Below are 18,419 nucleotides of genomic sequence, written 5' to 3' on the forward strand. Positions count from 1 at the left end.
GATGGTGTCTCCTGGGCGCCTCAGGCCCGGGTGAGCTTCAGCCGAGCGAGCGCGAGGCTCACGGCGGTGGTGCCGTCGTCATCGACGGCGTCGGCAGCGCTCGGCGTGCCCTGACCGCCAGCGCTCGGCGTGGCGGTCAATTCCTTGATCAAGGCGCGGCGCTCGGTGCGCGGCACCTCGGCTTTGGCCAGAAGGCGATCAATGCGGGAAAGCGCGGAGGCCCTGCCCCCCTTCTCTTCTTTCACCGCATCGGAAGCCAGAAGGCCGTCGGCGAAGCCCTTGGCGACAGCATCGCTGCCGTTCATCCAGGTCTCCTTGTCCATCATCGCGGCGATCTCGTCGGCCGAGAGACCGGTGCGGGTCGCGTAGATGTCCGACAGAGCGGCATCGAACGGCTCCAGGGTGTCGGCCGCGTCCCGCAGATCGTGCCGGTTGCCGAGCGCCATCACCCAGGCGTTGTGGATCATCAGGAAGCCGCTGCGAGCCACCTGAACGTCGTCTCCGGCCATGGCGATGAATGAGGCCGCCGAGGCGGCGAGGCCCAACACCTTCACCGTCACGCGCCGCTCGTCCTCGGCCAGCAGATTGTAGATCGCCAGCCCCTCGAACACGTCCCCTCCGGGCGAGTTAATCTGGACGGTGATCTCGTCGCCCTTGATTGCCCGCAGCGCGCCCGCGACCCGCTTCGCCGTCACACCTTCGCCGAACCAGTCGGCGCCGATCGGGTCGAAGATCGAGATGGTATTCTCGTCGTTCCCGGCCGCGGCACGGATCCCAGTGTGCCATCGGTCCATGGCGCCCGGCAGGATGTCGGAGCGGACTGCGGCGGGGGTGGCGGCGAGCGGCGCCCGCGGAAGCTGGCGGATGGTCATTCGTCGTCAGCGGCCCGGGTGCCGCTCCCCTGGTTGCTCGGCCGCTGCTGGCCGGCGAGTGCAAGCGGGATGAGCGTGGAGTTCACCAGCAGCTGATCGCCGCCCTCCATCTGCTCCATGTTCTCCTTCGCGCGGGCTTGGTTGGGCGTCATGATCGCGTTCTGAATCGCGCCCTGGTAGAATTTCATCCGGCCGGCGCTGTCTGCACGGAGCAGCCCCTCGACGTTGAACTCGGCGAAGAAGCGTCGCTGCTCCTCCGGGGTCAGCAGCCGCTTCGATATCGCCTGCTCGATCCGCTTGAGGTACGGCCGCAGCCCGAGCGTTAGCCAGGACTGCATGATGTGCTCCACCCCGGAGCCCCACATCGTCTGACCCTCGGCCGAGTGCCCGATCACGATGGGCGGGACCCCGAGCCAGCGGCAGATCTCCTCGACATTGAACTTCCGCGACAGGATCAACTCGGCATCGTGCGGCGAGATGTTCACGGGCTGGAAGGCGACGCCCGCCTCGAGGATGCCCACTCCCGGCGCGTCCGAACCGCTGTAGCGCTCGGCGAAGTTCTTGCGCGCCTGCTCTCTCTGCTCGGAGGTCAGCTGCGACGGGAAGGTGAAGAAGCCCTTGGCCCGCATCCCCTTCGAGAACAGCTGTCCGGCCGCCTTGTCGGTGGCCATCGCGATCCCGAGCGTCTGCCGCGCGTATGCCACGGGCGACATGCCTGAACGCCCGTCGCCAAATGCCCGGACGTGGAACACTTTCTCCTCTGGAAGGGTCACTTCCTTGCCGCGGTCGACGAAGCGGTAGCGCAGCGAGCCGTCCTGCTGCTCGTCGACCGCGGTGTCGGCGGGCATTGCGTTGAGCGCGATCAGAGTCCGGCCCGATGAGACCTTTTCTGCGAACCCATTTCCGGTTGTGCAGAGCCCCAGGACGCGCCCCTCCCAGAACTCGACGGCGGTCTGATCGGCGTTCGGAGTGTCACGCAGGAGCCGATACAGCGGATGGTCCGGGGCCGGCACACGGTCGCCATTCGACTTCCGCTCGTAGACCGTGATCGGCAGCGTCGCGATAGTCTGAGCGGTGATCCGAGCGCAGGCCCAGAACGCCGACAGATTCATCGCGCCTTGGACCGTGACGCGCTCGCCCGACCAGCTGTCGGTGCCGTGGTAGTCCGACCAGAAGTCGCCATCCCGCGCCGTCACGCGCCGGCCAAGCCAGCGGAGCCACCGCATCACACGAAGACCGCGTTACTGAGGAAGTCGTCGAGGTTCACGGGCTCGTCCTTCCGGTCTCGCGACTTCAGGCCCATCAGCATCGCGAGCGCGACCGCGCCGTCGATGCGGAACCGGGCCTTGTCCTTGTCGATCTTGCGGTTGCCGGCTGGGTCCGTGACCGCGACGGCGTTCGCCATGTTCCAGGTGAGCACCGGGTTGGCCGGGTGCTCCAGCTTCCGCTCGATCACGGCTTGCTCCAGCGCGTCGATCGCCGGCGCCATGTCCTTGAAGCCCTGGCCCCACGGGATCAGCCGGAGGCCGTCGCCCTTCTCGCCGTCGAGGTAGGTGGCGAGCCCGATCCGGTCGAACTCGCGCCGCAGCGTGTCGATGCGCCAGCGATCGTAGGCCAGCCCGAGCACCCGGAACCGCTGCACCAGCCCCGCGATGTGCAGGGCGACCGCCGCCGGGTCGATAGAGCGGCCCGGCGAGCGCAGAATGTGCCCCGCCTTCGCCCATTCCTCGTAGCGCAGGTGCCCCGAGCCGAAATCCCGGCGGCTGTGCTCTCGCAGCAGGTCGTCCGGCTTCCAGAACGTGGCCCGGACCCGCGTGCGCTCGCCCGCCGTGCCCATCGCGAGGGCCGTGAGGTCGAGGATCGCCGACATGTCGAGCGCCAGATACACCTCGGCGCCGTCCTCGATCTCGGCCGCGCCCGCGCAGGCCGTCCACTCCACCCGGCTGATCAACGACGACACCGGCGCGACGCGCTGGTTGAGGTAGAGGTTGCGGAATTTCGGCTCCTCGGCCGGCATCCGCTGCGCCTTGGCGGCGAGCGTCCGCAGATCCTCCAGGGACCGGAAGTCGCCGAGCGCCGGGTTCGCCAGCTTCCAGGCCTTCTCGGTGAACAGCTCCTCGACCGGAGTCTCCTCCGGCACCGCGTAGAGGTGGCAGACGATGGTCGGGTCCGCGCCGGCCAGCCCATCGTCGATGAGCTTCGACAGGATGTGCTCCGGGTCGTTGCTCTGCGTGCTGATCGTGATGAACAGCGGCTCGGCCCGGGCCCCCATGGAGGTGTCGAGCACATCGTACAGCTCGCGATTCCGCGCCTGAGCGAGCTCGTCGAAGATCACCAGCGACGGATTGAGGCCGTGCTTCGTGCCGGCCTCGGCCGACACCGCCTTGTAGAAGCTCCCGTTCGAGTAGCAGGAGATGTGCTTCGTGGAGTCCACCACGCGGCACAGCGCGGCGAGCTCCGGGTCGGCCCGCACGATCTGCGCCGCCACCTTGAACACCTGGGCGGCCTGTTCGCGGTCGTTGGCCGCCGAGTAGATCTCGCCGTTCGCGATCGCTTCCGGACCCACGAGGTGCACCAGCACCAGGGCCGCGATCAGGGCCGTCTTCCCGTTCTTCCGGGCGATCGACAGGATGGCGCGCCGGACGCGGCGCCGGTTGTCGAGACCGTGCGGCTCGTAGACGTCCCGGATGAAGCGCTTCTGCCAGGGCCGCAGCTTGAACGGCCCGCCCTGCCCTTCTCCGCTCGGGACGGTCAGTGCCTCGACGAAGCGGATGACCCGGGCTGCGCGATCAGGCCGGAGAACTTGCTTGCCGGCTGCTCCGCGGGGAGCTTGAGCGCGGCGCGCGCCTTGGGGTCGAGCCCGAGCCGGTCGCCCGCTGCCATCATATCGCGCAGCGCGCCGCTCAAGATGTTCAGCCATGGGTTCTTCGCGAGGCTCCCGGCGCCGTTGACCACGGTCCACTGGAACCCGGGGTTGCTGACCTCGTGCGCGGCCCGCTTGTGGACCGCCCAGGCGGTGGCGAAGCCGGACAGGAGGAAACTGTCGAGGGCCGCGTAGACCTTCGGCGGCATCGAGCCCCGGATCACCTCGATGCAGGCCTGCGCGTCCTCGTGCAGGTGCTCGGGCACGAACACATCGCCCAGTGCGCTGACGTTCGGGTCGACGAACGGCCGCTTGCCCGGATTCCCATCGAGACGGGCTAGTTCGGCGAGCTTCTTGCGCGGTCCTCGAGCGCCCATGGTCACGGTCCGGATATTTGCTGAAAACCTGCGGCGTTTCGTTTTGGGGTCCCAGACCGGTTGCCGCCCCCTAGGCCTCAGACTTTCGACCCGCCCCCACCCTTGTCCGGTATCTGACCCTTTGCCCCGTATCGGGCCCGCAGCGGCCTATCGCTCAGCCCCGCATAGGCGCCTACTCGATAGGCCAGCCATCCTCGCCCACGGTCTGCCGGGCTTGGCCGCCTCGCTCGATGCGCTGCTCGTCCACATCGTGGCAGTCAGCACAGGATGAGGCGAAGGGGCCCGACCAGAACAGCCTCTCATCCCCTCGGTGCGGCACGACGTGGTGGCACACGGTGGCGGGGGTCAGGACGCCTCGGCCCTTGCATCTCTCGCACAGGGGCTGGCGGGTCAGCTGGCCGGCCCTGAGTCGGCGCCATCGGGCTGTGTGGTACCAGCGGCGCCAGGGCTGGGTGTCACGGCGACGGGCATCGTGCTGACGGTCTGCTTCTGATCCGAAGCGGGGCTCAGACATGAGCATCGCTCCTCCGCTGGCGCCCTTGCAACACGTCGTCCACCCCGCCTATGAGGCCGATCCGCAGCAGGCGGGGGCTCAACAGGAGCAGCCGATGATCAACCTCAACGATCCGGGTTCGCTGACCGTGGACAGCGTCAAGGATCTGATCGCGTCAAAGGACGACAGCGCGGACCGACAGATCCGCGTCATGGACAACGGCGACGTGGTGCTGTCCGACGATATCGGCAGTCAGAACCTGACGGGCGTTCGCTTCCGCCTCGACACGCTCAATGCCGGGAACGGCTATGTCGGCAAGGCCGCCGCTGGTGACCAGTCCTGGGTCGGCCGCGTTCATCGCGCGATCGAGGAGCACTGGAAGGACGGAACGCGCGGCTACGTCGATCTCTACTGATCTAGCCGCAAAGCTAACGCACGGCTGACGGTTGCAAATCTGCAACACCGTCATCCGTGCGGTACATCTCTAGATATCACGCGGCAGCAGAGAAGTTCAATCCTCTGCGACGCGCCTCCTTGTGGGTCAGCACTCCATCCCGCGGGATCTCTCCACGCTCAAGAAGCCACTGGATCATGGGCGGCAGTTCCCATGCCGGGTTGCTCTGACGCAGCGTGGCGTCGAAGTCGCCGCGCAGGATGCTGAAGCGTAGCTTAAAGGCTTGGGCCTCCGGCATGACGGCCCAGCAGTCGTCCGTCCCACGGGCAATGCGCTCCAGACCGCGGATGGGAATCAGGCGCCCTGTGCGCCCTGTCGGCACGAGGCGCCGATCTTCGCCCTCACCAACCCACTCGTGACCCATCTCGCGATCCATCAAGCTCTGGGTGCTGTGATCGATGCCGAAGATGACGGTCCGAGCCATAAGAGGGCGCTCGGCGACGCTCCGCTGCCGATTCTTCACGCGCCAGAACCTGACCATGGGAATGATCGTGTCGATGCCGCGCTCGGCCATCTGCTCGCGAACTCGAAGCTCACAGCCATAGTTCGTCACCGCAACATGCCATGTGAGCGGATTCGGCTCACCGGCGGCCTGTGCGAAAGCGGCTTGGCGTCTGCTCATCTCGGCGGCCTCTGTGGGTTACGCGACGGTGGTGTCAGGCAGTGCGCTCGACGCCCTCGAAGGGCTCGCCGCCGGACTGGAGGGCGGCATCGATCTCGGCCTGGAGGCGGCGCTTGGTGCGATCATCGCGCTGGCGGAATCGGTCGTTGGCGCGCCGCTGCTCCGACCTCTCCAGGGCGATCTCCTCATCCGTGCGCTCGTGCAGGACGTTGGTGCGGCCCATGCCGGCCTTGATCTGGTCCCAGGCCGCTACCGCCGCGCGCCGCTCGTCCTCGGTGGTGTCGTTGTCGACCAGCTCGGCGTCGAGCACCTGGCCGAGCCGATGCAGCTCGCTCTCCACATCCAGCACCAGCAGCTTCGCCTCGGCGCGGATCTGCGGCGGGGTCGGGGCGCGGTCCGGATTCCAGCGGGTCTTCGTCGAGCCCTTCAAGAAGTGCCCGGCTGCGCGCTGAACAGCCCAGAGCGGGACATCGTCGAGCGCCCGGCAGATCAGGCCCACGGTCGCCTTCGCGTCCTCGCGGTCAGCGCCGTAGGTCGGGAAGGCGCCCAGCAGCGCGGCGATGATCTTCGCCAGCGCGCGGCGGTCGTCCTCGCTGCCGGGCGGGGTCAGGCTGGTGAGCAGATACTGCTTCCGGTTCTCCAGCATGGCCCGCTCGGCGCCTCGCGGCGCAAGCCCCGCGCTGATCAGCTTGTGACCCGGCCGGTCGCCGTCCTCGAGGCGATTCGTGAACCGGCTGACGAGGTCGAGCAGCGGCCTAGTGGCGGCCTCCGGCGGCGATACGGAGGTGCTGACGGTGCGGGTCTGAACGCTGGTCATCGGGGCCTCCGAAATCTTCGCGGAGCAGGTCGTAGAAGCCGTTCGAGGATCGGGATTTCTGGGGGCTGGCTCGGGCGGATGGCCGGCGGCGGCCAATCTCGCGGAGCCGGTTGCGGAGGGTCGCCGGCCAGTCGAGCTTCGTGCCCCGGACACCGGGGACGCCGCGCCAGTAATCGCTGAACTCGGCGAGTGCCTCGTCGACCTCGGGACCGGTCAGGCCCATCTCGGCGCAGACGCCGCGGGCTTCGTCGGTGCTGGCGAAATCGTCCGGGATGCGGGTGCCCCGCTGCCGGTTCGCCCCCTTGGGGGCAGAGGACCCTTTAGGGTCCGAGGGGGAATCTTCTGGGGGTGTAGTTTTAGGGGGTGCGGGGGACCTTTTAGGGGCCTCACGCTCCTCACGCGTTTTAACGCCACTAACGCCGTTAGAACCGTTAGGATTGGTCGGCTCGTCGTCCTCCGTCGGGCGGCGGTGGTGCCGATCGTAGAAGCGGGCCTGACGGATCCGATTGCCCTCACGCTTCCGCTCGGCCCGCTCGTCAGCGATGGCCGCGGCGCGCTCCTGCTCACGCACCAGCATGCCGCGCACGGCCGACAGGACCTGCTCGGCGGGGATGCCGCTCTCCAGCATGGTGTCGATCCAGTCGGCCGTGAGCGTCACTGCACGGCCCTCGGTGCCTCGTGGGCGCTCGCCGCCGTCAGCCCCAGCACGGCGTGCTGCCGCTCGGTCGTCGCGTCGACGATCGACCAAGCCAGCCGGCGGAAGGCGTCGTTCTGCTTCGGCGTGCGGAAGCCGAGCGCCGCGTTGACGGCCTCGTTCACCCGGATCCAGTCGCCGTGGTGCACGTGGTCACCACCGGCGATGATGAGGGCGTAGAGCACCGCGAGAGAGCGGGCGGTGGCCCGACCACTCTCGGCCTCGGCCAGGAACAGGGAGAGGATCGGGTGCTCAGCCATGGCGCTCAGACCATGCCGAGGGCTTGCATGTAGAGCTCGACGATCGCCTCGCGCTCCTGACGGGCGGCGTGCTCCTCCTTGCGGATCTTCAGGATCTCCCGGATGGCCTTCTTGTCGAATCCGCGCCCGGCCAGCTCGGCGAACACCTCCTTGATGTCGCCCATGATGCCGGCCTTCTCCTCCTCAAGACGCTCCAGACGCTCGATGAACTGCTTGAGCTCGTCGGCGGCGACGCCTTCGGCTGACGACACGTCGGGCTGTGCCATGGGTTCGGCCTCGTGGCGGTGATGGCGGGAGCCGCCCGCCGCGGCGAAGGTCAGGAGGCCCAGGGGCGCGCCGCGAGCGCGGCGTCCCGGCGCTGCCGTTCGGCGCGCTCGGCCCAGATCACGTGCAGCACCTGCTGCTCGGTCAGGGACACCGCCTTGGCGATGTCCGCGCTGTTCTCGCCGGCACGCCAGCGGTGCAGGACGATGCGATGAACGACGGTGACCGGCTCAGTCATCGCCGCTTCTCGTCCACCACCGGAGCCACGCGCGCAACCACCAGGGGAGCGGGTGACCGCGCGCCTGAAGAGTTGCCGCTCGTCTCCAGGCGAGCAGATCGAGCTTCCGTTGAAGCCATCGCATCGAGCCTCCCTCCCAGCGCGAAGAACCGCGCGCGTTCTGTGGCGGCCTCTGCCTCAAGGCGCTCGCATTCGCGGGCGTAGGCGGCCTTGATCGCGAGGTACGTGTCGGCGTCGAGCCGGACGGGCTGACGGCCGAGGAATTTGCGGACCCAGGAACCGGTCTCGCCGATGGTGCGGCCCACGTCGTCGTAGGCGCTCATCCGCGAACCAGCGCGACGCGAGGCACGCTCAACGAGCGCACCGAGGATCGGGAGGGTGATGCTGGCTGCGCTATGCATTGTCCGTTTCCGAACAGCGATTGGACGATCCAAGACTGCGCTCCGTGCTCAAAGAGTGGAGCGGGCCGGAGCGCCGGTCTTGGTCGAACAGGAGACGAAACTCAGGAACACAGGCGCCCAGGCCGATTGCTTGGCGGCTTCGCGGCAAGGGCGACGGAGGAACTACGATGCACAGCTCATTTCGAGCCGTTGACGACGACATGACAGCGCGCGCGATACAGTTTCCGGTGGCACGGAGACTGGTCGGCGCGGCCATGACGACGGACGAGATCATCTCAGGCGCCCCCGCGCAGGCGGCGGCGAAGGCCCGCGGCAACGCGATGGCGAAGCGGCGAGCGGTTGGCGGCTTCGTCCTGGCCCACAACGACAACCGACCGGACGGAGGTGGCCGAGGTCGGAACGAAGGTGATCCCGGCCTCCATGGCCGAGATCAGGGCGGGCAGCTCGGGGACAGTCGAGCAGCGCTCCAGGAACACCGCACCGCGATCCAGATCCTCCGCATGGGCGCGGATCGCGTCGGCCATGCCGCGCTGGCAGTCGCCAGCGCTCTCGCCGCACAGGTGCGTCAGGTGATCCGTGCGCGCCGCAAGGGCGAGCGCGTCATCGGCGGCGACCCGGGCCGCGGCGGCCAAGGCGGATAGGTCAGGGGCATCTTGCGTCACGCGGCGCATGCTCCGGTGAGAGAGCGCCGACTGGGCGCAGGTACGCGGTGAAGAGGCGCGGGCTCTCGGCTGAACACGAGCGACCGAAGGACGGCCGAGAGCCCTCCGCGACGGGCCAGCGGGGCAGCTAGCGTCGCGGATCTGCGGAAGAGAAAGGCTCGGCCCGGTGGGCGTTGTGGGCCGAGCGAGTAGCCGCGACAGGTCGGAAGTAGTGGTGAGCCCCTGTCGCGGGGTCTGGAAGGGGAGCGATGCGCGCATCAGCGGCGGCCTCCGACAGCAACCCGCGCGGTCGCGGGCGACCAGAACAGCAGGCTGATCTGCGGAAGGAGTGCGATGCCGAGGCAGACGAGATCGGCGAGCATTTCAGCCCTCCCGCTGCTTGGCGGCGCGGGCCGCGCGCTCGACGCTGTTCATGAGAGCCCAGCGACCGGCCAGGATCTCGGCACTCTCGAGATCGACCGGGGCCGAGCACCAGCACCGCGCGCCCTTCGGCTTGATGCGGAGGTACGTGCGGCCGTGGGCGTGGGTGATCTCGACCTGTGCGCCGTCGCTGAGTTCGCGGGCGATGCGCTCGGGCGTGTTCGCCAGCGTCTTCATGCCAGCACCTGCGCGCCGACGAAGAGGGCCGCGGCGACCGCGAAAAGCGATCCCGCCGCATGCTGCGAGATCGAGCGGCCATCCTCGCCGTCCTCACCGATCGTCGGCAGGGCTGCGAAGGCCGCGAGCATCATGATGGGCAGGGCTGCCCAGATCATGATGCGATCGCCTGAGGCTCGGGCGGCGACTTGGCTGAGCGACGGCCGGCACGCTCTTCGTGAAGGCGGTAGAGCAGCTCGAAGGTCACGCCCGCCGAGCGTCCGGCTTTCGCATCGACCAGGCGCTTGAAGTAGCCAGCCGGGATGCTGTCACGCGCCTTGAGCGTCCGGACGTGGTTCTCCGGAATGCCGAGGATCTCGGAGACCGCTGAAACGCCAAGGGCGTCTATGACATCGGAGAACGTGTCCATGCTCCAATCGCTACATCAGGTAGCGACGCTCGTCAACACAGCACGTAGCGTTCGGGTCGCTACGCTGCGTGGCATGGACGTGAAGAAGATCAGGAAGGACCAGGGGCTTCGCCTGAAGGCGGCTCGTGCCGCTGCCGGCTATCGGTCGGCGCGCGATGCCGCGATCCAGAACGAGTGGCCCGAGAGTTCGTACCGCGCTCATGAAGGCGGAACCCGGACGATTGGCCAGGACGACGCCGAGCGCTACGCTGCACGCTTCCGCTTCGACGGCGTGGACGTCACCGCTCGCGGCATCCTTTTCGGCGACACAGATGCGCCCGTGCGCGTGGTCGAAGGGCAGAACATCGTCGGCGTGAAAGGCTTGGTCAGCGCCGGCGGCCTTATCGAGACTGCATCCGAGCAGCTCCCCGACGGCGCCGACCTCTACGAGATCTCGGTCCCGTTTCCTGTCGAGGAAGGCACCATTGCCTTCCGCGTTAGTGGCACCTCGGGCTATCCGAAGTTTGATCCCGACGACGTCGTGCTCTGCTCCAAGCACGGCGAGAACCCGGAACGGCTCGTGGGCCTCTATGCGGTCGTGATGACCGGAACGGGCGATCGCTACCTGAAGCGGATCCTGCAGGGCTCCAAGAAGGGCCGCTTCCACCTCGAGAGCTTCAACGCGCCGCTGATCTCTGACGCGCGGATCAAATGGGCTTCGGGCATCATCAGCACCGTGCATGCCCGAAGCTGGTCGCAGATCTCGCAAGCTGCGACGCAGGCTGCGACTCAAGCTGCCGAATAGGACGATCAGAACGGAAGATCGTCCGTGAGTTCCGGCGGGCAAGCGCCATAGACGCCAACAGTCTTAGGCCCTTCGGTCTCGCCGATATCCTCGTCGCCTGTGAGGACATATGCGGCAGCACCGTGATCCACTTTCCCGGTGCAGCTCTGCTCTGCCTTCTTGAGCGCTTCCTGTAGCGTCTTGCACGGGATGGATCGTCCCGGGCTGAAATTGCCCGTCGGCATCTTCTTGAACGTCTGGAAAGCGTAGCGCTCGGTACTCGGCATCGGGCTCCTCCGGAACGACGCCGAGATGATCCGCCTCAGGATCGGAACATAGCAAGAACAAACTTTCTGTTACCTGTGGACGAATGTGGATAGCGGGCCGCTACTCCCAGTTCGCCGAACCCCGACGATCGCAATATCGCTACATGGCGTGTTGACCGCGATCGCTACGTCATGTAGCGTTTCTTCATCGCCCGACGCGATGGAGCCGCCCATGTCCAACCGCACGATGAGCTGGGCCGCCGCCCTTCGCGACCTGAAGTCCGACAGGCAGCGGAGGCACGACGTGCGCGAGGAACGCTTGAAGACTACGGCGGGCCTGCGGGGCACGCCGGCTCTCCCGCTCTCTGCCTGGCGTGGTCGGTCCGGCCGTCGCTACGTCGTCGGCGTGCATCCGATCGTTGGCTTCGAGGCTGACGAGGGCGCCGAGGCGGTCTGCATCGCCGTCGGTCGCGACAAGGGCGGCATCGCCGAGCTGATCAGCGCTGTGTCCGGCCTCGACGCCGACACCCTCCAGCGCTGGACCGCCAAGGCCCGCAGCAAGGGTGCCACCGAGGTGCACGTGCACCGGCTGGCCGACAACACCGCCGAGCGCGCCGCCATCGTCTCCGACCTCAAGCCGGCGGCCTGAGCCGTGGTCGAGATCCTGACCCTCATCGCCGTGGCCGCCCTGTTCACGGCCGCCGCCGCGAGCGCCGCCTTCCTCCCAGCCTGAGCCTCCGGAGCCGTCATGCGCGCCTTCCTCGCGGACGTCCTGCCGGACGCGACCGCCCGCGGCCTCGCCGCCGGCCTCACCCTCTACGTCGTGGCCGGCATCGGCATCGGCGCAGCCTGCTTCCTCCGCCTGCATGGAGCGATCTGAGCCATGTGCCTCCTCACCGCCACCGACCAGCCGCACGCCGCCGACGCGCCCACGCTGCGCGAGAAGGCCGATGCGGCCTATGAGGATCTGCTGATCGCCATCGCGGCCCGGCAGAAGCTCCTCCAGGACATCGACGACGGCGCCCGGTCCGCTGCCTTCGGCAAGGGCCTTCCCGACGAGCGCCTGAAGCGGATCAACAAGATCGCGCAGCAGGCCGAGTACGCCTACCAGCAGGCCGCCCATGCGGTGATGCTGGGCGAGCCCCACGCGGGCGCCGTCACCAGCCTCTCGCTTGCCCTGGCGATGCAGATCCGGCTCGGCCGGAACGACAAGGATGCGCGGCTGGCGGCGCCGGCGGAGCGTCTGCCCGCCACGGCCAGCGTCGGTGCTCTCTGATGGGTGCCGCTCGCCGCCGCCCGGACATCGCCCGTGACGCCGTGAAGGAACTGGAGGCCGCCCGCGTCCTGCGGGAGCACCTCTCCGACCTCGCGCAGGGTGACGAGCTCTTCATCCGAGACTCGCTCGAGGGGGAAACCGACCTCGACGGCCTCGTCTCCACGCTGGTGCACGCCATCGGCGAGGACGAGGCGCACGCCGTCGGCCTGAAGGCCTATCAGGACCAGATCGCGCAGCGTGTCGCGCTGTACGGCGAGCGCGCCGAGTTCAAGCGCCGGCTGCTTGTGCAGGCCCTGGAGATCTCGGGCCGGCCCACGATCGAGACGGACGGCGGCACTGTCACCCTGCGTCCGGTCGCTCAGAAGGTCGTCGAGGGTGAAATCGCGGACATCCCCGCTGAGTTTTGGCAGCCGCAGCCGCCGAAGCTCGACCGCCGCGCCCTGCTCGCCGCGCTGAAGGAAGGCCGGGACGTGCCCGGCGCCAGCCTGAGCAACGGCGGCACCACCATCAGCATCCGGAGGGCCTGAGCGTGTCGAACGTCGTCACCATGCCCGCGGCCGTGGCCGCCTACGACGCCAAGGCGGTCGCGCTGATCCGCCGGACGGTCGCCGCCGACACCAACGACGACGAGTTCAACCTCTTCGTCCACACCGCCCGGCATCTGCGCCTGGATCCGCTGCGCCGGCAGATCTTCGCCTTCGTCTACAACAAGGACAAGCCGGACCGTCGGCGGATGTCGATCATCGTGGCGATCGACGGCTTTCGCGCGATCGCGGACCGGACTGGCGCCTACCGGCCGGACGAGGACGAGCCGTCCTTCGAGGTCGATCCCGAGGCGAAGGGCCCGACCAACCCGGCCGGTCTCGTGAAGGCTACCGTGCGCGTCTACAAGCACGCACACGGAGCGTGGCACCGGGTCACGGCCTCGGCCTACTGGGACGAGTACGCCCCGATTAAGGAGGAGTGGGCGCCCGGCGAGGACGGAAAGCGCCGCCCGACCGGTCGGCAGACGCTCGATACGTCCGGCAACTGGGGGAAGATGCCCCGGCTGATGCTGGCGAAGGTCGCCGAGGCGCTGGCGCTGCGCAAGGCGTGGCCGGACGATCTCGCGAACGTCTACGCGGCCGAGGAGATGGATCGGAGCCGGGCCTCCGAGGTCCTGCCGTCCGAGGCAGCAGCCGAGGGCGCCACGCAGGAGCGGCTGGAGCGCATCGGCGCCGGCCGGACGATCCTCTTCCAGTTCGGGCCGAACACGCCGCTAGAGCCCGTTGAGATCGGCCGCATCGCCGACCGCGTGCGGGAGCACCTCAAGGCCCTCGCCGGCGACCCGGCGGCCGTGCGCGCCTGGCAGATGCAGAACCGGCACGGCCTGCGCGAGTGGTGGGGCCGCGACACCTCGCGCGATCCGCTGGAGACGAAGAAGGCGATCGAGGCGGCGCAGCGGGGGGCGAGCTCGTGAGCGCCCTCACCGACGCCCAAGCCCGGCGCGATGCCGGCATGGAGGCCGCAGCCGAGGCTGAACGCCGCGACCAGCCCGAGTACGCCCCGGCGCTGTACGCCGCCATCCTAGCCGTCGCGCGCAGGCAGTCGACCGTTCACGTGGACGACGTGCTGCCGATCCTGACGGTCCGGGCCCAGCATTTCAACGCTGCCGGCAGCGTCTGGGCGCGCGCCATTCGGGACGGCGTGATCGTCCGCACTGGGCGGGTCCGCGCCTGCCGGACGGACCGGACGAAGCACGCCCATCAGTCCCCGGTCTACCGCTCGATGCTGTTCGCGGACGCACCCGCCGCGGCCGCGCCGGCCCGCCGCTCGCCGACGCGGCCCGCCGCGCTCCCGGGCCAGATCGACCTCTTCTCGAACGCTGGAGGCGCGCTGTGACGGACGTCGTTCCGCCAATCCCGCACCGCTACACGGGCGAGGGTTGGGCGCCGCTCACCCCGCACTGGCAGCGGGTCGCCGACAAGCACTACGCCATCGGCGAGATCCGCAACCTCGTCCCGGAGGAGCAGCGCTCCAAGGCGTCGCACGGGCACCAGTTCGCCGAGATCGGCGACGCATGGCGCACGCTGCCCGAGCACCTGGCCGAGCGCTTCCCGACCGCCGAGGCCTTGCGGAAGTTCGCCCTCATCAAGGCCGGCTTCGCCACGGTCACCGAGCACGTCTGCGGCTCGCAGGCCGAGGCTCAGCGCCTCGCGACCGTCATCGCCAGCCTCGACCCGTACAGCGTGACCGAGGTCCGCCGGAACGTCGTCCGGCATCTGCGGGCCATGTCGCAGTCACTGCGGGCCATGGGCCGCGAGGATTTCCAGCGGTCCAAGCAGGGCTGCCTTGAGGTGGTGGCCGACCTGATCGGCGTCCCGGCCTCGGCGCTCAGCGCGAACGTCGGGAGGGCGGCATGAAGGCCGAGCCCCGCCGCGCCGTGCCGCTCGCGAAGCAGCTCGAGGCGTCCAAGCGCCAGATCGCCGAGCTGATGAAGCGCCTGGGCATGGTGGCAGTCAGCGAGCCCGTGGAACTGGAGCTCGACCACGAGCCGGCCCTCGGGCTCCGCGACGTGGATCCCGCCACCGGCGAGCACCGCCCGCACCAGCACGACCCCAGGTATCTCGTCTGGCGGCCGAAGGCGCGGCATGCGGTGAAGACCCGCGGTACCGGCGCCACCACCGCCGGCAGCGATGTTGGCGAGATGCGGAAGACGCGGCAGCTCGTCGAGAAGCGGATCGAACGCGGCGAGATCGCCCCCGACGATCCGAGCATCGCGCGGTGGGCGCCGAAGCCGGACCGCTGGCAGCCGCCGCAGAAGACGATCCAGGGCCGCGGCCTGCCCGGCCGGCCCGCCGACAAGCCTTCGCCCTGCCGGGTCCCGAGCAAGCTCGCCGGCCTTCCCCGCAACACCTTCACGGAGCCGCGCCGATGAGCGTTACCGAGCTCGCATTCCTGCGCCAGCCGGCGCCCCGCGGTCCGTCGCGGCCGCGCTACGAGGCCGGGCCTCGCCCGCAGCGGGTGGACGGCCGCCTCGAGCAGGCCGAGCGCCTGCGCGTTGCCCGCCTCATCCGCGAGCCGCGCCTGCGGAAGGGCATGCTCCAGGTCGAGGCCGCCCGGCAGCTCGGGATCTCGCAAGCCCTTCTCTCGAAGTGGGAGCGCGCCAAGCAGACCGTCCCGCCCGAGATGCGCACCAAGATCGCGGACCTCTACGGCTTCGACATCGCGCTGATCGACGGGCTGGACATGGCCGCCGTTGCGGCGACGGCCGACGAGCGCGTGCTGCTGAACCGATTCCGCGCAGCATCCGAGGACGAGCGCCGCGCCGCGCTCGCCGCGGTGTGCCCATGAACGCCGCCCTTGCGATCCAGGGGCCGAAGCGCGCCCGGCCTATGGACAAGATTGACGGCGGCCGCGGCAGGCCCCCCCGCGTCGCCGCCGGCCTAAGCCAGACGCAGCTTGGCGAAGTGGTCTGTCGGCTTAGAGCCTCAGGACATCACGACTTAAAAATACAGTTGCTGCTGCAGATATTAGTTCATGCGCTCAATGTTCGGCATTCTTGCCATAAGTTCAGCGTTGTATCTAACACCATCAACCGAATAATGCGCCCTGCGATGACAGGTTGGGCAGAGACCGATGACGAACCGTGGGTCATCGGGGCCTCCGTCACTCAGCCGCCGAAGATGGTGAGGCTCCAGGTATGGGCTGCCATCCGGTCGATTGAAGGGTGCATTTTCTCCGCAGCCCTCACAGCTGATGCCAGCCCTCGCGAGTATATAAGCACGGACGTCATTACTACGCTGATAGATGTTCCTGCGCGCAGGTACCGGTCCCTCAGGAGGGCGAACAGAAGCGAATGCTCGTTCTCTCAACTCCTCGAGAGGAACGTCTTCAGGCTCAATCTCAACATTGTCCAAGAGCGCCTGGAGTGGGCGAAGTTCGAAGACGAACGCCAGGCGCATTTCTTCCAGGCTGTCCGGGGCTTGGCGCTCTTGGTAGCCCTGACAAACCCATTCTCCTTGATACTGCAGTCGTCCGTCGCGTTGCTTCTTAAAGAGCAGAAGGCTCTCGCCGGTGGCCGAGTGCAGGAGTACAGCGCGATTTCCGGCATCCATCGTCATTGGGCCGATCTGACCTTCTCCGAAGTACTCGAAGACACCGTCATCACGGAGGCGATCCTCATACCCATGACGGCGCCCCTCCTCGCCGGTGATTATGATGACGAGCGGATGCGCAGCAGGCGTGATGATGCCTCCCTGCTGCTGACCATCAAATCGGCGATGGATGTCGGCGCGCCGATTGTAGGTGCGCCCAATCTCAAATGGCCAAGCAGGCATGGTGCTATTCCAAGTTCTCAACGAACTAAGCTTGACTGCTTGAGGTTGAAAATTCGCTGCAGATACATCGCCGATTCTCACAAATTTGCGCTTTCAGAACTCGTCGCATGATGCTCGTCGCTCCCGTCCAGCACATCGAGGCGGTCGACCGCGCGGAGCTAAACCGGCTCCTCGTGCGCTGGGGTCACCGCATGGGCCCGTATCAGCGCCCGGCCTACGCCTTCGAGGCGCATCACGCGATGTTCGAGCGTGGCGAACCGGTCGCGGTCGCAGCTGCGGGCGAGACAGTTCGAGAGGTGGTCGGGCAGACCGGGATCCGCCGGGCGGCGTGCGTCGAGCTCGTGCGCCTCTGCGCGGCCCGGCCCGGGCTCTGCCGGCCCATGCTCCGCCTGTGGCGCGAGATGCTGTTCCCAGCGATCGCCGCCGCCCACGGTCGCGCGCTCGCGGTCTCCTACCAGGACGAGGCCATGCACTCGGGCGACCTTTACCGCTTCGACGGCTGGCTGCTTGTCGGCCGTGGTGGTGGCGGCGGCACCGACGCGCGCACCGGCCGATCCGGGCGCCGCATGAAGATCTGGGCGTGGCCGCGCGACGTCGCGGCTGCCGCTCTCCCCGCCACCGATGCCCTGGTCACCAAGAAGGCGGGTGAGGACGAGAATGGGAGGGCGGCGTGAGCGAGAACCCGTACCTCATCCAGGGCCCGGCACTCATCAGCTTCAGCGGCGGCCGGACCTCCGGCTACATGCTGAAGCACATCCTCGACGCGCACGGCGGCACGCTTCCGGCGGATGTGCATGTCGCCTTCGCCAACACCGGCCGGGAGATGCCGGAGACCTTGGACTTCGTGCAGGAGTGCTCCGAGCGCTGGGGCGTGCCGATCGTCTGGTTGGAGTTCGATCCGGAGGCACCGCACAAGACGGCCATCGTCAATCACAACAGCGCCGGGCGCGATGGTGAGCCGCTTGCCGCGGTTCTGGCTCAGCGGCAGATGCTTGCCAACCCGGTGATGCGGTTCTGCACGATCGACAGCAAGATCAAGCGGCTGCAGGCCTACGCCCGGCATATCCTCGGGTTCGCGACCTGGGCGAACGTCGTCGGCCTACGGGCGGATGAGCCCGATCGGGTCGCCAAGCAGCACGCCCGGGCAGCCAGCGGGAAGGATGGAAAGAACTTCGGCCGCCCCATGATGCCGCTGGCCGACGCTGGCGTTGCCCGTCGGGATGTGGCGGCGTGGTGGGCCCGGCAGTCCTTCGACCTGCGCCTGGAGAACGTCGGCGGGAAGACGCCGCACGGCAATTGCGATCTGTGCTTCCTCAAGGGCGCCGCGACTATCGTCGGCATCCTGCGGGATCGTCCCGATTTGGCCGACTGGTGGATCGCCCAGGAACGTCGGTTCGCGAGCACCAAGCGGCCGGGCGACTTCGCCTACTTCCGCAAGGACCGCCCGTCCTACGCCGAGCTGCTGCGCCTGTCGCAGGACCAAGGCGACCTCCTCACCTTCGAGCCGCAGGAGGAGTCCCTTGACTGCGCCTGCACAGACTGACGCCCGCGCCGAGGCCAAGGAGCGGTTCTGCAACGCCGCCCTCTGGTGGATGGCTGACCAGTCCTGCTCGGAAGCCCTCGCCGAGCTTGAGGACGCTCACGAGGCCTACTGCGCAGCGCTACGCGACAGCCTCGCCGAGACGCTGCGCGCTGCTCGGGAGGCCGCATGACCTCCCTCGCCCTGGCCGCCGGTCTGCTCGCCTACACCGAAGCGTCCTCTGCCTTCGTTG

31 protein-coding genes are annotated in these 18,419 nt (G+C 68.2%); 14 read left to right on the forward strand and 17 right to left on the reverse strand.

What is annotated here, in order from left to right:
- Window positions 1-20 precede the first annotated feature (20 nt).
- From J3A75_RS18485 to J3A75_RS36585, 4 genes are read right to left on the reverse strand one after another with little or no spacing between them, the layout of a single operon-like run.
- Window positions 21-872 carry a head maturation protease, ClpP-related gene (locus J3A75_RS18485; protein WP_245364413.1) on the reverse strand — a complete coding sequence of 284 codons (852 nt, stop codon included), beginning with the start codon at window positions 870-872 and terminating at the stop codon, window positions 21-23.
- Window positions 869-2,098, reverse strand: a complete 1,230-nt coding sequence (locus J3A75_RS18490; protein WP_209650644.1) for a phage portal protein — start codon at window positions 2,096-2,098, stop codon at window positions 869-871. The genes J3A75_RS18485 and J3A75_RS18490 overlap by 4 nt, the downstream gene beginning before the upstream one ends.
- On the reverse strand, window positions 2,098-3,645 hold the full coding sequence (locus J3A75_RS18495; protein WP_312892926.1) for a terminase TerL endonuclease subunit: 1,548 nt from the start codon (window positions 3,643-3,645) through the stop codon (window positions 2,098-2,100). Before J3A75_RS18495 ends, J3A75_RS18490 begins: the two co-directional genes overlap by 1 nt.
- Window positions 3,624-4,112, reverse strand: a complete 489-nt coding sequence (locus J3A75_RS36585; protein ID WP_245364412.1) for a P27 family phage terminase small subunit — start codon at window positions 4,110-4,112, stop codon at window positions 3,624-3,626. The genes J3A75_RS18495 and J3A75_RS36585 overlap by 22 nt, the downstream gene beginning before the upstream one ends.
- A 512-nt stretch (window positions 4,113-4,624) precedes the next feature.
- Between J3A75_RS36585 and J3A75_RS18500 the strand changes: the two genes are divergently transcribed.
- Window positions 4,625-5,020 carry a hypothetical protein gene (locus J3A75_RS18500; protein WP_209650646.1) on the forward strand — a complete coding sequence of 132 codons (396 nt, stop codon included), beginning with the start codon at window positions 4,625-4,627 and terminating at the stop codon, window positions 5,018-5,020.
- A gap of 76 nt (window positions 5,021-5,096) precedes the next feature.
- On the opposite strand, the gene J3A75_RS18505 is transcribed toward J3A75_RS18500, so the two are convergent.
- From J3A75_RS18505 to J3A75_RS18555, 11 genes are all read right to left on the reverse strand, one after another.
- Window positions 5,097-5,681: a transcription termination/antitermination NusG family protein gene (locus J3A75_RS18505; RefSeq protein WP_209650647.1), complete on the reverse strand. Its 585-nt coding sequence runs from the start codon at window positions 5,679-5,681 to the stop codon at window positions 5,097-5,099.
- 34 nt (window positions 5,682-5,715) lie between these two features.
- Window positions 5,716-6,498, reverse strand: a complete 783-nt coding sequence (locus J3A75_RS18510) for a hypothetical protein (RefSeq protein ID WP_209650648.1) — start codon at window positions 6,496-6,498, stop codon at window positions 5,716-5,718.
- Complete coding sequence (locus J3A75_RS18515) at window positions 6,437-7,156, reverse strand: hypothetical protein (protein WP_209650649.1); 720 nt, start codon at window positions 7,154-7,156, stop codon at window positions 6,437-6,439. The genes J3A75_RS18510 and J3A75_RS18515 overlap by 62 nt, the downstream gene beginning before the upstream one ends.
- Window positions 7,153-7,452 carry a hypothetical protein gene (locus J3A75_RS18520; protein ID WP_209650650.1) on the reverse strand — a complete coding sequence of 100 codons (300 nt, stop codon included), beginning with the start codon at window positions 7,450-7,452 and terminating at the stop codon, window positions 7,153-7,155. The genes J3A75_RS18515 and J3A75_RS18520 overlap by 4 nt, the downstream gene beginning before the upstream one ends.
- A 5-nt stretch (window positions 7,453-7,457) precedes the next feature.
- The gene (locus tag J3A75_RS18525; protein ID WP_209650651.1) at window positions 7,458-7,718 is read right to left on the reverse strand and encodes a DUF2312 domain-containing protein; all 261 of its coding nucleotides are present in this window, start codon (window positions 7,716-7,718) and stop codon (window positions 7,458-7,460) included.
- Window positions 7,719-7,768: 50 nt separating this feature from the next.
- The gene (locus tag J3A75_RS18530; protein WP_209650652.1) at window positions 7,769-7,954 is read right to left on the reverse strand and encodes a hypothetical protein; all 186 of its coding nucleotides are present in this window, start codon (window positions 7,952-7,954) and stop codon (window positions 7,769-7,771) included.
- Entirely contained in the window at window positions 7,951-8,277 is a 327-nt protein-coding gene (locus tag J3A75_RS18535) for a hypothetical protein (protein WP_209650653.1), read from the reverse strand. Before J3A75_RS18535 ends, J3A75_RS18530 begins: the two co-directional genes overlap by 4 nt.
- A gap of 353 nt (window positions 8,278-8,630) precedes the next feature.
- Window positions 8,631-9,026, reverse strand: coding sequence for a hypothetical protein (locus J3A75_RS18540; protein WP_209650654.1), 396 nt, complete (start codon window positions 9,024-9,026; stop codon window positions 8,631-8,633).
- 354 nt (window positions 9,027-9,380) lie between these two features.
- Window positions 9,381-9,614, reverse strand: a complete 234-nt coding sequence (locus tag J3A75_RS18545; protein WP_209650655.1) for a hypothetical protein — start codon at window positions 9,612-9,614, stop codon at window positions 9,381-9,383.
- A complete protein-coding gene (locus J3A75_RS18550) occupies window positions 9,611-9,772 on the reverse strand; it encodes a hypothetical protein (protein ID WP_209650656.1) in 162 nt (53 codons plus the stop codon). The genes J3A75_RS18545 and J3A75_RS18550 overlap by 4 nt, the downstream gene beginning before the upstream one ends.
- Complete coding sequence (locus J3A75_RS18555; protein ID WP_209650657.1) at window positions 9,769-10,023, reverse strand: hypothetical protein; 255 nt, start codon at window positions 10,021-10,023, stop codon at window positions 9,769-9,771. The genes J3A75_RS18550 and J3A75_RS18555 overlap by 4 nt, the downstream gene beginning before the upstream one ends.
- A gap of 73 nt (window positions 10,024-10,096) precedes the next feature.
- Between J3A75_RS18555 and J3A75_RS18560 the strand changes: the two genes are divergently transcribed.
- Window positions 10,097-10,807, forward strand: coding sequence for a S24/S26 family peptidase (locus J3A75_RS18560; RefSeq protein WP_209650658.1), 711 nt, complete (start codon window positions 10,097-10,099; stop codon window positions 10,805-10,807).
- Between the two features lie 5 nt (window positions 10,808-10,812).
- Here J3A75_RS18560 and J3A75_RS18565 read toward each other — a convergent pair whose 3' ends face one another.
- Window positions 10,813-11,073: a hypothetical protein gene (locus J3A75_RS18565; RefSeq protein ID WP_209650659.1), complete on the reverse strand. Its 261-nt coding sequence runs from the start codon at window positions 11,071-11,073 to the stop codon at window positions 10,813-10,815.
- A 211-nt stretch (window positions 11,074-11,284) separates the two neighbouring features.
- Here J3A75_RS18565 and J3A75_RS18570 point away from each other — a divergent pair, with 211 nt between their 5' ends.
- From J3A75_RS18570 to J3A75_RS18605, 9 genes are all read left to right on the forward strand, one after another.
- Window positions 11,285-11,701, forward strand: coding sequence for a hypothetical protein (locus J3A75_RS18570; protein WP_209650660.1), 417 nt, complete (start codon window positions 11,285-11,287; stop codon window positions 11,699-11,701).
- 99 nt (window positions 11,702-11,800) lie between these two features.
- Window positions 11,801-11,932 (forward strand): hypothetical protein, encoded by a 132-nt coding sequence (locus tag J3A75_RS37060; RefSeq protein WP_266284678.1) that lies wholly within the window; start codon window positions 11,801-11,803, stop codon window positions 11,930-11,932.
- Between the two features lie 3 nt (window positions 11,933-11,935).
- Window positions 11,936-12,328, forward strand: coding sequence for a hypothetical protein (locus J3A75_RS18575; RefSeq protein WP_209650661.1), 393 nt, complete (start codon window positions 11,936-11,938; stop codon window positions 12,326-12,328).
- A gap of 41 nt (window positions 12,329-12,369) precedes the next feature.
- Window positions 12,370-12,855, forward strand: a complete 486-nt coding sequence (locus J3A75_RS18580; RefSeq protein WP_209650662.1) for a siphovirus Gp157 family protein — start codon at window positions 12,370-12,372, stop codon at window positions 12,853-12,855.
- A gap of 2 nt (window positions 12,856-12,857) precedes the next feature.
- Window positions 12,858-13,787, forward strand: a complete 930-nt coding sequence (gene bet, locus J3A75_RS18585; protein WP_209650663.1) for a phage recombination protein Bet — start codon at window positions 12,858-12,860, stop codon at window positions 13,785-13,787.
- Window positions 13,784-14,209, forward strand: a complete 426-nt coding sequence (locus J3A75_RS18590) for a hypothetical protein (RefSeq protein WP_209650664.1) — start codon at window positions 13,784-13,786, stop codon at window positions 14,207-14,209. The genes bet and J3A75_RS18590 overlap by 4 nt, the downstream gene beginning before the upstream one ends.
- On the forward strand, window positions 14,206-14,730 hold the full coding sequence (locus J3A75_RS18595) for a hypothetical protein (RefSeq protein WP_209650665.1): 525 nt from the start codon (window positions 14,206-14,208) through the stop codon (window positions 14,728-14,730). Before J3A75_RS18590 ends, J3A75_RS18595 begins: the two co-directional genes overlap by 4 nt.
- Window positions 14,727-15,245, forward strand: coding sequence for a hypothetical protein (locus J3A75_RS18600; protein WP_209650666.1), 519 nt, complete (start codon window positions 14,727-14,729; stop codon window positions 15,243-15,245). The genes J3A75_RS18595 and J3A75_RS18600 overlap by 4 nt, the downstream gene beginning before the upstream one ends.
- Window positions 15,242-15,661: a helix-turn-helix transcriptional regulator gene (locus J3A75_RS18605; RefSeq protein WP_209650667.1), complete on the forward strand. Its 420-nt coding sequence runs from the start codon at window positions 15,242-15,244 to the stop codon at window positions 15,659-15,661. Before J3A75_RS18600 ends, J3A75_RS18605 begins: the two co-directional genes overlap by 4 nt.
- A gap of 179 nt (window positions 15,662-15,840) precedes the next feature.
- Here J3A75_RS18605 and J3A75_RS37260 read toward each other — a convergent pair whose 3' ends face one another.
- Window positions 15,841-16,647 (reverse strand): HNH endonuclease, encoded by an 807-nt coding sequence (locus tag J3A75_RS37260; RefSeq protein WP_209650668.1) that lies wholly within the window; start codon window positions 16,645-16,647, stop codon window positions 15,841-15,843.
- Between the two features lie 107 nt (window positions 16,648-16,754).
- Between J3A75_RS37260 and J3A75_RS18615 the strand changes: the two genes are divergently transcribed.
- From J3A75_RS18615 to J3A75_RS18625, 3 genes are read left to right on the forward strand one after another with little or no spacing between them, the layout of a single operon-like run.
- Window positions 16,755-17,321: a hypothetical protein gene (locus tag J3A75_RS18615; RefSeq protein ID WP_209650669.1), complete on the forward strand. Its 567-nt coding sequence runs from the start codon at window positions 16,755-16,757 to the stop codon at window positions 17,319-17,321.
- The gene (locus J3A75_RS18620; protein WP_312892618.1) at window positions 17,318-18,190 is read left to right on the forward strand and encodes a phosphoadenosine phosphosulfate reductase family protein; all 873 of its coding nucleotides are present in this window, start codon (window positions 17,318-17,320) and stop codon (window positions 18,188-18,190) included. Before J3A75_RS18615 ends, J3A75_RS18620 begins: the two co-directional genes overlap by 4 nt.
- A complete protein-coding gene (locus J3A75_RS18625) occupies window positions 18,168-18,359 on the forward strand; it encodes a hypothetical protein (protein WP_209650670.1) in 192 nt (63 codons plus the stop codon). The genes J3A75_RS18620 and J3A75_RS18625 overlap by 23 nt, the downstream gene beginning before the upstream one ends.
- The last annotated feature ends 60 nt before the right edge of the window (window positions 18,360-18,419 follow it).

Source organism: Methylobacterium sp. PvP105, from assembly GCF_017876975.1.
GTDB classification, from domain to species: domain Bacteria; phylum Pseudomonadota; class Alphaproteobacteria; order Rhizobiales; family Beijerinckiaceae; genus Methylobacterium; species Methylobacterium radiotolerans.

What these genes read in the sequence shown, in the direction of transcription:
- J3A75_RS18485 (WP_245364413.1), bottom strand. Translation starts at nt 872, where the DNA reads ATGACCATCCGCCAGCTTCCGCGGGCGCCGCTCGCCGCCACCCCCGCC.
- J3A75_RS18490 (WP_209650644.1), bottom strand. Translation starts at nt 2,098, where the DNA reads ATGCGGTGGCTCCGCTGGCTTGGCCGGCGCGTGACGGCGCGGGATGGC.
- J3A75_RS36585 (WP_245364412.1), bottom strand. Translation starts at nt 4,112, where the DNA reads ATGGGCGCTCGAGGACCGCGCAAGAAGCTCGCCGAACTAGCCCGTCTC.
- J3A75_RS18500 (WP_209650646.1), top strand. Translation starts at nt 4,625, where the DNA reads ATGAGCATCGCTCCTCCGCTGGCGCCCTTGCAACACGTCGTCCACCCC.
- J3A75_RS18505 (WP_209650647.1), bottom strand. Translation starts at nt 5,681, where the DNA reads ATGAGCAGACGCCAAGCCGCTTTCGCACAGGCCGCCGGTGAGCCGAAT.
- J3A75_RS18510 (WP_209650648.1), bottom strand. Translation starts at nt 6,498, where the DNA reads ATGACCAGCGTTCAGACCCGCACCGTCAGCACCTCCGTATCGCCGCCG.
- J3A75_RS18520 (WP_209650650.1), bottom strand. Translation starts at nt 7,452, where the DNA reads ATGGCTGAGCACCCGATCCTCTCCCTGTTCCTGGCCGAGGCCGAGAGT.
- J3A75_RS18525 (WP_209650651.1), bottom strand. Translation starts at nt 7,718, where the DNA reads ATGGCACAGCCCGACGTGTCGTCAGCCGAAGGCGTCGCCGCCGACGAG.
- J3A75_RS18530 (WP_209650652.1), bottom strand. Translation starts at nt 7,954, where the DNA reads ATGACTGAGCCGGTCACCGTCGTTCATCGCATCGTCCTGCACCGCTGG.
- J3A75_RS18535 (WP_209650653.1), bottom strand. Translation starts at nt 8,277, where the DNA reads ATGAGCGCCTACGACGACGTGGGCCGCACCATCGGCGAGACCGGTTCC.
- J3A75_RS18540 (WP_209650654.1), bottom strand. Translation starts at nt 9,026, where the DNA reads ATGCGCCGCGTGACGCAAGATGCCCCTGACCTATCCGCCTTGGCCGCC.
- J3A75_RS18545 (WP_209650655.1), bottom strand. Translation starts at nt 9,614, where the DNA reads ATGAAGACGCTGGCGAACACGCCCGAGCGCATCGCCCGCGAACTCAGC.
- J3A75_RS18550 (WP_209650656.1), bottom strand. Translation starts at nt 9,772, where the DNA reads ATGATCTGGGCAGCCCTGCCCATCATGATGCTCGCGGCCTTCGCAGCC.
- J3A75_RS18555 (WP_209650657.1), bottom strand. Translation starts at nt 10,023, where the DNA reads ATGGACACGTTCTCCGATGTCATAGACGCCCTTGGCGTTTCAGCGGTC.
- J3A75_RS18560 (WP_209650658.1), top strand. Translation starts at nt 10,097, where the DNA reads ATGGACGTGAAGAAGATCAGGAAGGACCAGGGGCTTCGCCTGAAGGCG.
- J3A75_RS18565 (WP_209650659.1), bottom strand. Translation starts at nt 11,073, where the DNA reads ATGCCGAGTACCGAGCGCTACGCTTTCCAGACGTTCAAGAAGATGCCG.
- J3A75_RS18570 (WP_209650660.1), top strand. Translation starts at nt 11,285, where the DNA reads ATGTCCAACCGCACGATGAGCTGGGCCGCCGCCCTTCGCGACCTGAAG.
- J3A75_RS37060 (WP_266284678.1), top strand. Translation starts at nt 11,801, where the DNA reads ATGCGCGCCTTCCTCGCGGACGTCCTGCCGGACGCGACCGCCCGCGGC.
- J3A75_RS18575 (WP_209650661.1), top strand. Translation starts at nt 11,936, where the DNA reads ATGTGCCTCCTCACCGCCACCGACCAGCCGCACGCCGCCGACGCGCCC.
- J3A75_RS18600 (WP_209650666.1), top strand. Translation starts at nt 14,727, where the DNA reads ATGAAGGCCGAGCCCCGCCGCGCCGTGCCGCTCGCGAAGCAGCTCGAG.
- J3A75_RS18605 (WP_209650667.1), top strand. Translation starts at nt 15,242, where the DNA reads ATGAGCGTTACCGAGCTCGCATTCCTGCGCCAGCCGGCGCCCCGCGGT.
- J3A75_RS37260 (WP_209650668.1), bottom strand. Translation starts at nt 16,647, where the DNA reads ATGCCTGCTTGGCCATTTGAGATTGGGCGCACCTACAATCGGCGCGCC.
- J3A75_RS18615 (WP_209650669.1), top strand. Translation starts at nt 16,755, where the DNA reads ATGATGCTCGTCGCTCCCGTCCAGCACATCGAGGCGGTCGACCGCGCG.